The 10,055-nt window shown below is 65.1% G+C and carries 5 protein-coding genes; all 5 read left to right on the forward strand.

The window, feature by feature from the left end; translation table 11 throughout:
- Positions 1 to 54 precede the first annotated feature (54 nt).
- The 5 genes from GM1_RS06795 to GM1_RS06815 all read left to right on the forward strand — a co-directional run bounded on the left by GM1_RS06795 (position 55) and on the right by GM1_RS06815 (position 10,041).
- Entirely contained in the window at positions 55 to 891 is an 837-nt protein-coding gene (locus tag GM1_RS06795) for a hypothetical protein (RefSeq protein ID WP_052005334.1), read from the forward strand.
- The gene (locus GM1_RS06800) at positions 891 to 1,640 is read left to right on the forward strand and encodes a hypothetical protein (protein WP_008377550.1); all 750 of its coding nucleotides are present in this window, start codon (positions 891 to 893) and stop codon (positions 1,638 to 1,640) included. The genes GM1_RS06795 and GM1_RS06800 overlap by 1 nt, the downstream gene beginning before the upstream one ends.
- Before the next feature lie 344 nt (positions 1,641 to 1,984).
- The gene (rpoB, locus tag GM1_RS06805) at positions 1,985 to 5,485 is read left to right on the forward strand and encodes a DNA-directed RNA polymerase subunit beta (RefSeq protein ID WP_008377551.1); all 3,501 of its coding nucleotides are present in this window, start codon (positions 1,985 to 1,987) and stop codon (positions 5,483 to 5,485) included.
- A gap of 60 nt (positions 5,486 to 5,545) precedes the next feature.
- Entirely contained in the window at positions 5,546 to 9,502 is a 3,957-nt protein-coding gene (locus GM1_RS06810; RefSeq protein ID WP_008377552.1) for a DNA-directed RNA polymerase subunit beta', read from the forward strand.
- Between the two features lie 206 nt (positions 9,503 to 9,708).
- Positions 9,709 to 10,041 (forward strand): hypothetical protein, encoded by a 333-nt coding sequence (locus GM1_RS06815; RefSeq protein WP_169332774.1) that lies wholly within the window; start codon positions 9,709 to 9,711, stop codon positions 10,039 to 10,041.
- Positions 10,042 to 10,055: the final 14 nt, after the last annotated feature.

Consider the following 10,055-nt stretch of genomic DNA (forward strand, 5'->3'; position numbering starts at 1 on the left):
TCACAGGCGTCGGCGGGCCGTTCTCGTTGCTGCGGAAAGGTACAGTGGCGCACGATGAAATCTGACGAGAACAACGGGACCGACCCCGACGACGTCGGCGCTGACGACTCTGTCGACGAACCGACGATGAGTCTGACGAAGTCTGACGCCGACACGGAAGTCGTTGACACGAGTGCCGCCGACGAGGTGACTCTCGCCAAGACCGAACCGGTCGGCGGCGGCGAAGACTCCGACGACGACGTGTCCGACAGCGAGTCCGACACGCCCACGGAGTCGAAGGCGAAGTCGGCCGGCGCTGAGTCGACGTCCGACGCGTCGAGCAGGCACTGGTTGGCCTCGCTCGCGCTCGCGGGCGCATCGGCTGCGCTCGTGGTGGCAGTCGTCTGCCTCGCCTACTTCGGCTACACGGGCATCCGCGCTTATGCTGTCGACTCTGCGCGGGATCAGGCCAGGATCGGTGCGGTCGACGGTGCCGAACAGGCGGTTCTCAACACGTTCACCGTCGACCCCGCGCATATGGACGCATGGCAGAAGCGCCTGTCGTCGTCCTTGACAGGGAACGCCCTGAAGCAGGCTGTCGACCAGTCGGCCCAGGAGCTCATCCAGCAGGTCGAGGACGCGAAGAACAAGGCCAACTCGATCAAGGTGCGGATCATCACGAGCGCCGCGACCGAGGTGAACGCGGACGAGGGTACAGCGAAGGTGTTCGTTCTGTCGGAGGCGACGGCGTCGAGTGCCCCGCAGCAGCCGACAGGACTGTCCTATCTGATGACGATGGTGAAGGAAGACGGGGTGTGGAAGGCCTCCGACATCGTCCCGTTGTCGGAGATCGCCTACTCCGATTCGGACTCGACACCTGTGCCCGGCCCCAGCCAGGAAGGTGGAAACTGATGGCTGCCGAACGTTCCAACAAGTCGCGTCGAACGCCGCGTGTCGCGGGTCGAAGCACTGCGCGTGTCGAGATCTCGTCGGATGCCACTGCCCGCCGGGACGCGAGCGTCGAACCAGCGGCCGCTGTAGAGGCGACGGCCGCCATCTCGGGTGTCGAGCGAAAGCGGCGACGAGCGGACGAAGTACGCACCGCGTCCGAGCGGGCGAAAGCCGCCTCTGACGTGGAGCCGGGAGCGAACGATACGGCGGGTACGTACCGTCTAGCGGCGATCATCGCGGCGGTAGCCGTCGTGATCGGCGTGATCGCGACCATTCTCGCGTTCCATCCGGGCGCAGAGCTCAGCGACAACCGGGCCTTCGTCGCGCAAGGTGAGAGCGACCGCGTTCTGGCCGCCGCCCGAGACGGAGCATGTGCGCCCTTTCAGTTCGACTACCGGAAGATGGACAAGTGGGTGTCCGAAGCGGAGACTCAGCTGACGGGCGCCGCGCTCGACGCCTTCCGCCAGTATCTGCCCACGTCGAAGAAGCTCGCCGCTCAGACTCAGGCGAGTTCCGATTGTCGTGTGGACGTGATGGGCCTTGCCGAGCTCGACAATCACAATGCCGTTGTAGTGGCGAAGTTGATCGTGAGCACCACAAAGGGCGGCGCCATCGACCAGTCGGTGATGCCGCACGTGCGATTTGCGCTGGTTCGGGACCCCGATCACGGACACGATGATTGGCAGATCAGCGAGATTCAGAACTACTGATCGGCACGCGGACGCGCGGATCACACCGGGTTTTTCCCAGATGAATCCGCGCGTTCGCTTGACGAGACACCCCTGCACGGTCCACTCTGTGACCATCCGAATGCACGCAGGTGGCAGCCCGCTGAAATTCGGTCCCTTTCCGGGTTGACAAGCCCTGGACATCTTCTGATACAGTTGGACGTTGCGCTGGCTGCCTCCTGTCTGCTGTTCGTTGATCCGCCGATCACCAAGGTGATCGTCCTGGTCACACGTTCTCTCTTCAGGTTGTTTCGCCACGCACGTGGCCCCACGGCCAATGGCTACTACGCCACGCACCGAGAAACTTCGTGTTGGAAGGACGCATCTTGGCTCTCGACCGCCAGTCCACCTCAACCACAGCGGGTATCATCCCGGGCGCACCGCACCGCGCCTCATTCGCCAAGATCGACGAGCCTCTGGAGGTTCCGGGTCTGCTGGACGTCCAGCTCGACTCGTTCGATTGGCTCGTCGGTACGCCTGAATGGCGCGCCAAGGCGATCGCCCGCGGGGAAGAGAACCCGGTCGGCGGACTCGAGGAAGTCCTCCGCGAACTCTCGCCCATCGAGGACTTCTCGTCCTCGATGTCGCTGTCCTTCTCTGATCCGCACTTCGACGAGGTCAAGGCCTCGGTCGACGAGTGCAAAGACAAGGACATGACCTACGCGGCGCCGCTCTTCGTCACCGCTGAGTTCATCAACAACAACACGGGCGAGATCAAGTCGCAGACCGTCTTCATGGGCGACTTCCCGATCATGACCGACAAGGGCAGCTTCGTCATCAACGGCACCGAGCGTGTCGTGGTCAGCCAGCTCGTCCGCAGCCCCGGCGTGTACTTCGACGCCAGCATCGACAAGGCCACCGAGAAGACCCTCCACTCCGTGAAGGTCATCCCGGGCCGTGGCGCCTGGCTCGAGTTCGACGTCGACAAGCGCGACACCGTGGGTGTCCGCATCGACCGCAAGCGCCGCCAGCCCGTCACCGTGCTGCTGCAGGCCCTGGGCATGACGCGTGAGGAGATCACCGAGCGCTTCGGCTTCTCCGAGATCCTCATGTCGACGCTCGAGAAGGACTCCACGTCCAACCAGGACGAAGCGCTCCTCGAGGTGTACCGCAAGCTGCGCCCGGGCGAGCCGCCGACCAAGGAGTCCGCGGAGAGCCTGCTGGAGAACCTGTTCTTCCGCGAGAAGCGCTACGACCTCGCACGCGTCGGTCGCTACAAGATCAACAAGAAGCTCGGCCTCACCGCGAACCCGATGTTCGGCGAGTCGGTCCTGACCCGCGAAGACATCATCGCGACTGTCGAGTACCTGGTGCGCCTGCATGAGGCCGATCCGAACCACATCTCGAACATGACCGTCCCCGGCGGCGTCGAGGTTCCCGTCGAGGTCGACGACATCGACCACTTCGGCAACCGTCGTCTCCGCACGGTCGGCGAGCTGATCCAGAACCAGATCCGCGTGGGCCTGTCGCGTATGGAGCGTGTTGTGCGCGAGCGCATGACCACCCAGGACGCCGAGGCGATCACCCCGCAGACCCTGATCAACATCCGTCCCGTCGTGGCGGCGATCAAGGAGTTCTTCGGAACCAGCCAGCTGTCGCAGTTCATGGACCAGAACAACCCGCTGTCGGGTCTGACGCACAAGCGTCGCCTGTCTGCACTGGGCCCCGGCGGTCTGTCGCGTGAGCGCGCAGGCCTCGAAGTCCGAGACGTCCACCCGTCGCACTACGGCCGCATGTGCCCGATCGAGACCCCGGAAGGCCCGAACATCGGCCTGATCGGTTCGCTGTCGGTGTACGCCCGCGTGAACCCGTTCGGTTTCATCGAGACGCCGTACCGCAAGGTCGTCGACGGTGTCGTCACAGACGAGATCGCCTACATGACCGCTGACGAAGAGGATCGTTACCTCATCGGTCAGGCGAACACGAACTACGACGCCGACGGTCGCATCACCGACGAGCGTGTTCTCGTTCGCCTCAAGGGCGCCGAGGTCGAGTTCGTCCCGGCCGGCTCGGTCGAACTGCTCGACGTCTCGCCTCGCCAGATGGTCTCCGTCGCAACCGCGATGATTCCGTTCCTCGAGCACGACGACGCGAACCGTGCCCTGATGGGCGCCAACATGCAGCGTCAGGCGGTGCCGCTGGTTCGCAGCGAGTCGCCGCTGGTCGGCACCGGCATGGAACTCCGTGCCGCCGTCGACGCCGGCGATGTCATCGTCACCGGCAAGACCGGTGTGGTGGAGGAGGTCTCGGCCGACTTCATCACCGTGATGGCCGACGACGGCACGCGTGACAGCTTCCGTCTGCGCAAGTTCGAGCGTTCGAACCACGGCACCTGCGCCAACCAGGTCCCGATCGTGGACGAAGGCCAGCGTGTCGAGGCCGGCCAGGTCCTCGCCGACGGCCCCTGCACCGATCAGGGCGAGATGGCGCTCGGCAAGAACCTGCTCGTGGCGATCATGCCGTGGGAGGGCCACAACTACGAGGACGCGATCATCCTGTCGCAGCGCCTCGTGGAAGAGGACACTCTCACCTCGATCCACATCGAGGAGCACGAGATCGACGCCCGCGACACCAAGCTCGGTGCCGAGGAGATCACTCGTGACATCCCGAACGTCTCCGATGAGGTCCTCGCCGACCTCGACGAGCGTGGCATCGTGCGCATCGGCGCCGAGGTCCGCGACGGCGACGTGCTGGTCGGCAAGGTCACGCCGAAGGGCGAGACCGAGCTGACCCCGGAGGAGCGTCTGCTCCGCGCGATCTTCGGTGAGAAGGCTCGCGAGGTCCGCGACACGTCCCTCAAGGTGCCCCACGGTGAGACCGGCAAGGTCATCGGCGTCCGCGTCTTCAGCCGAGACGACGACGACGATCTGGCGCCCGGCGTCAACGAGCTCGTCCGCGTCTACGTCGCGCAGAAGCGCAAGATCCAGGACGGCGACAAGCTCGCAGGCCGCCACGGCAACAAGGGCGTCATCGGCAAGATCCTCCCGCAGGAGGACATGCCGTTCCTGCCCGACGGCACGCCTGTCGACATCATCCTGAACACCCACGGTGTTCCGCGTCGTATGAACATCGGCCAGATCCTGGAGACGCACCTCGGGTGGGTCGCCAAGGCAGGCTGGAATATCGACACGGCACAGCTGGAGGAGGAGTGGGCCAAGCGCCTGCCCGCCGACATGCTGTCGGCCGAGCCGAACACGAACACCGCCACCCCGGTGTTCGACGGCGCCAAGGACGACGAGCTGGCAGGTCTGCTCGGCTCGACGCTCCCGAACCGCGACGGCGACGTCATGGTCGGCCCCGACGGCAAGGCGACGCTGTTCGACGGTCGTTCCGGCGAGCCGTTCCCGTACCCGGTGTCGGTCGGCTACATGTACATCATCAAGCTGCACCACCTGGTCGACGACAAGATCCACGCTCGTTCGACCGGTCCGTACTCGATGATCACGCAGCAGCCGCTCGGTGGTAAGGCGCAGTTCGGTGGACAGCGCTTCGGTGAGATGGAGTGCTGGGCGATGCAGGCGTACGGCGCCGCATACACCCTGCAGGAACTGCTGACCATCAAGTCGGACGACGTCGTCGGCCGCGTGAAGGTCTACGAGGCGATCGTCAAGGGCGAGAACATCCCGGAGCCGGGCATCCCCGAGTCGTTCAAGGTGCTCCTCAAGGAGCTCCAGTCGCTGTGCCTGAATGTGGAGGTGCTGTCGTCGGACGGCGCCGCCATCGAGATGGCCGACTCGGACGACGAGGATCTCGAGCGCGCTGCTGCCAACCTCGGCATCAACCTGTCGCGCAACGAGAACGCCACTGTCGACGATCTCGCCAACTGACCCTCACCACTTACGACGGGGTTCACCCCGGTGAACCCAGAGAGCTCTGAAAGGTAACACGTGCTCGACGTCAACTTTTTCGACGAACTGAAGATCGGTCTTGCCACGGCCGACGACATCCACAACTGGTCGTACGGTGAGGTCAAGAAGCCGGAGACCATCAACTACCGCACCCTGAAGCCCGAGAAGGACGGACTCTTCTGCGAGAAGATCTTCGGCCCCACCCGGGACTGGGAGTGCTACTGCGGCAAGTACAAGCGCGTCCGCTTCAAGGGCATCATCTGTGAACGCTGCGGTGTCGAGGTGACCAAGGCCAAGGTGCGCCGTGAGCGCATGGGCCACATCGAGCTGGCCGCTCCGGTCACGCACATCTGGTACTTCAAGGGCGTGCCGAGCCGTCTCGGCTACCTGCTCGACCTCGCGCCGAAGGATCTCGAGAAGATCATCTACTTCGCCGCGTACGTCATCACCTCGGTGGACGACGAACTGCGCCACGCAGAACTGTCGACTCGCGAGGCCGAGATCGGCGTCGAGCGCAAGGCCATCATGGACGACCTCGAGGTGGCACTGGCCGAGCGCCAGAGCAAGCTCGAAGCCGACCTGGCCGAGCTGGAGGCCGAAGGCGCCAAGGCCGACGCCAAGCGCAAGGTCCGCGACGCGGGCGAGCGTGAGCTCAAGCGCATGCGCGACCACGCGAACCGCGAGGTCGAGGCACTCGACGAGATCTGGGACAAGTTCGTCAAGCTGTCGCCCGGCGAGCTGATCGTCGACGAGCGTCTGTACCGCGAGCTCGAAGACCGCTTCGGCGAGTACTTCGCAGGCTCGATGGGCGCCGAGGCCATCAAGAAGCTGCTCGAGACGTTCGACATCGACGCTGAGGCCGAGTCGCTGCGCGAGACGATCCGTTCGGGCAAGGGCCAGAAGAAGCTGCGCGCGCTCAAGCGACTGAAGGTCGTCGCAGCGTTCCAGCGTTCGGGCAACTCGCCGCAGGCGATGGTCCTCGAGGCCGTTCCGGTGATTCCGCCGGAGCTGCGTCCGATGGTCCAGCTCGACGGTGGCCGCTTCGCCACGTCCGACCTGAACGACCTGTACCGCCGCGTCATCAACCGCAACAACCGCCTCAAGCGCCTCATCGATCTCGGTGCACCCGAGATCATCGTGAACAACGAGAAGCGCATGCTGCAGGAGTCGGTCGACGCACTGTTCGACAACGGTCGTCGCGGACGCCCGGTCACCGGACCGGGCAACCGCCCGCTGAAGTCCCTGAGCGACCTGCTCAAGGGCAAGCAGGGTCGTTTCCGTCAGAACCTCCTCGGCAAGCGTGTCGACTACTCGGGCCGTTCGGTCATCGTCGTCGGCCCGCAGCTCAAGCTGCACCAGTGCGGTCTGCCGAAGCTGATGGCCCTCGAACTGTTCAAGCCGTTCGTGATGAAGCGACTCGTCGACCTGAACCAGGCGCAGAACATCAAGTCGGCCAAGCGGATGGTGGAGCGTCAGCGCCCCGCCGTGTGGGACGTCCTCGAAGAGGTCATCGCCGAGCATCCCGTGCTGCTGAACCGTGCTCCCACGCTGCACCGTCTGGGCATCCAGGCGTTCGAGCCGCAGCTCGTGGAGGGCAAGGCCATCCAGCTGCACCCGCTCGTCTGTGAAGCGTTCAACGCCGACTTCGACGGTGACCAGATGGCCGTGCACCTCCCGCTGTCCGCGGAGGCGCAGGCCGAGGCACGCATCCTGATGCTGTCGTCGAACAACATCCTGTCGCCTGCGTCGGGCCGTCCGCTCGCCATGCCGCGTCTGGACATGGTGACCGGCCTGTACTACCTGACCACCCAGAAGCCGGGCCAGGTCGGCGAGTACACCGAGGGTTCGGCAGACGACGTCGAGCGCGGTGTGTACTCCAGCCCGGCCGAGGCGATCATGGCAGTCGACCGCGGTGCGCTGAGCATCCAGGCGACGATCAAGATCCGCCTGACCGATCAGCGTCCGTCCGCGGACGTCGAGGCGGAGCTGTTCCCCGAGGGCTGGCGTCGCGGAAGTGCGTGGGAGACCACCACCACCCTGGGTCGCGTGCTGTTCAACGAACTGCTCCCGCACGACTACCCGTTCATCGACGAGCAGATGCCGAAGAAGCGTCAGGCCGTGATCATCAACGATCTCGCCGAGCGCTACCCGATGATCGTCGTCGCACAGACCGTCGACAAGATGAAGGACGTCGGCTTCTACTGGGCGACCCGTTCGGGCGTGACCGTCTCGATGTCGGACGTCCTCGTGCCGCCGGCCAAGGCCGAGATCCTCGAGCGTTACGAGGAGCGTGCCGACGGCCTGGAGCGCAAGTTCCAGCGCGGTGGTCTGACCTCCGACGAGCGTCGTGACGCTCTGGTCGAGATCTGGAAGCAGGCGACTGAAGAGGTCGGTAAGGCACTCGAGGACTACTACCCCGAGGACAACCCGATCACGATGATCCCGAAGTCGGGCGCAACGGGCAACATGACCCAGGTGCGTAACCTCTCGGGCATGAAGGGCCTGGTGACGAACCCGAAGGGTGAGTTCATCCCGCGTCCGATCAAGTCGTCGTTCCGTGAGGGTCTGACCGTCGCCGAGTACTTCATCAACACGCACGGCGCTCGTAAGGGCCTGGCCGACACGGCTCTGCGTACCGCAGACTCGGGCTACCTGACCCGTCGTCTCGTCGACGTGTCGCAGGACGTCATCGTCCGCGAGACCGACTGTGGCACCGAGCGCGGCATCCTGGTCCCGCTGGCTGAGAAGTCGGCCGACGGCACGATCATCCGTGACGCCCACGTCGAGACCTCGGCGTACGCTCGTACGCTCGCGGTCGACGCGCTGGACGCTGCAGGCAACGTCGTCATCGAGAAGGGCCACGACCTGGGCGACCCGGCGATCGAGGCACTCCTCGCCGCAGGCGTCACCGAGGTGAAGGTCCGTTCGGTCCTCACCTGTGCCACCGGCACCGGCGTGTGTGCTCACTGCTACGGCCGTTCGATGGCCACCGGCAAGCTCGTCGACATCGGCGAGGCCGTCGGCATCATCGCGGCTCAGTCGATCGGTGAGCCCGGCACGCAGCTGACGATGCGTACCTTCCACCAGGGTGGCGTCGGTGACGACATCACCGGTGGTCTTCCGCGCGTCACCGAGCTGTTCGAGGCCCGCGTCCCCAAGGGCAAGGCTCCGATCGCCGAGGTGTCCGGCCGCGTCAACATCGAGGACGACGATCGTTTCTACAAGATCACCATCGTTCCCGACGACGGCAGCGACGAGGTCGTCTACGACAAGATCTCGAAGCGTCAGCGCATGCGCGTCTTCAAGCACGAGGACGGCACCGAGCGTCTGCTCGCCCACGGCGATCACGTCGAGGTCGGCCAGCAGCTCATGGAGGGCGCCGCCGATCCGCACGAGGTTCTGCGTGTGATGGGTCCCCGTCAGGTGCAGATCCACCTCGTCAACGAGGTCCAGGAGGTGTACCGGAGCCAGGGCGTGTCGATCCACGACAAGCACGTCGAGACGATCGTCCGCCAGATGCTGCGTCGCGTGACGATCATCGACTCCGGCGCCACCGAGTTCCTGCCCGGTTCGCTCACCGAGCGCGCCGAGTTCGAGGCCGCCAACCGCGGTGTCGTCGCCGAGGGCGGCGAGCCCGCATCGGGTCGCCCCGTCCTCATGGGCATCACGAAGGCGTCGCTCGCGACGGACTCGTGGCTGTCGGCGGCGTCGTTCCAGGAGACCACTCGCGTGCTCACCGATGCGGCCATCAACAGCCGCAGCGACAAGCTCGTGGGCCTCAAGGAGAATGTGATCATCGGTAAGCTGATCCCGGCCGGCACCGGCATCGACCGGTACCGGAACATCCAGGTTCAGCCGACCGAGGAAGCTCGTGCCGCCGCGTACGCGCTGCCTACGTACGACGACACCTACTACAGCCCGGACAGCCCCTTCGGCGCTCCGAGCGGTGCCGCCGTTCCGCTGGACGACTACGGCTTCGGCAGCGACTTCCGCTGACCTGAGTTCACGAAGAACCCCCGCCCGATTCGTCGGACGGGGGTTCTTTCGTCTCGGCAGTCGGCGCTGGCACAGATTTGTGCATGCAACCTTGGAGTCGGCAAATCTGTGCCAGCCGGAATCCGACGTTGGGTAACAGAATCGACAGACCGGACGACGTTGGTGCGTTCGACCCGATCGGGATGCTCAGTGACTACTTCAAGTCGGTGACTATCGTCGACGACCTCAAGGGCGTCGGTGACATCGTCGGTGCGGTGACCGCGAAACCGAAGGTCGACGAGCCCGCCACCGGCGGTGAGACGGATACGGAGACGCCTGTGGTCGACGGTTCCACCGACGCGACCGACGACTCTGAGGCGCCGGAAGCAGAGGTTACGACGATGGTGGCCGGCGCAGACGAGTCCGGCGCCGACGACACGACGGTCACTGAGCCGTCGAGACCGTCTGAGGAACCCGTCGAGCAACCCGCTGCGGAGCCTTCTGCCGACGTGGGGGCTCCTGAGCCGGGCTCCGAGGTCGACGCTGCTTCAGCGAGCTGATCGCACGTCACCTG

Source organism: Gordonia malaquae NBRC 108250 (genome assembly GCF_000344135.1).
Classification (GTDB): Bacteria; Actinomycetota; Actinomycetes; order Mycobacteriales; family Mycobacteriaceae; genus Gordonia; species Gordonia malaquae.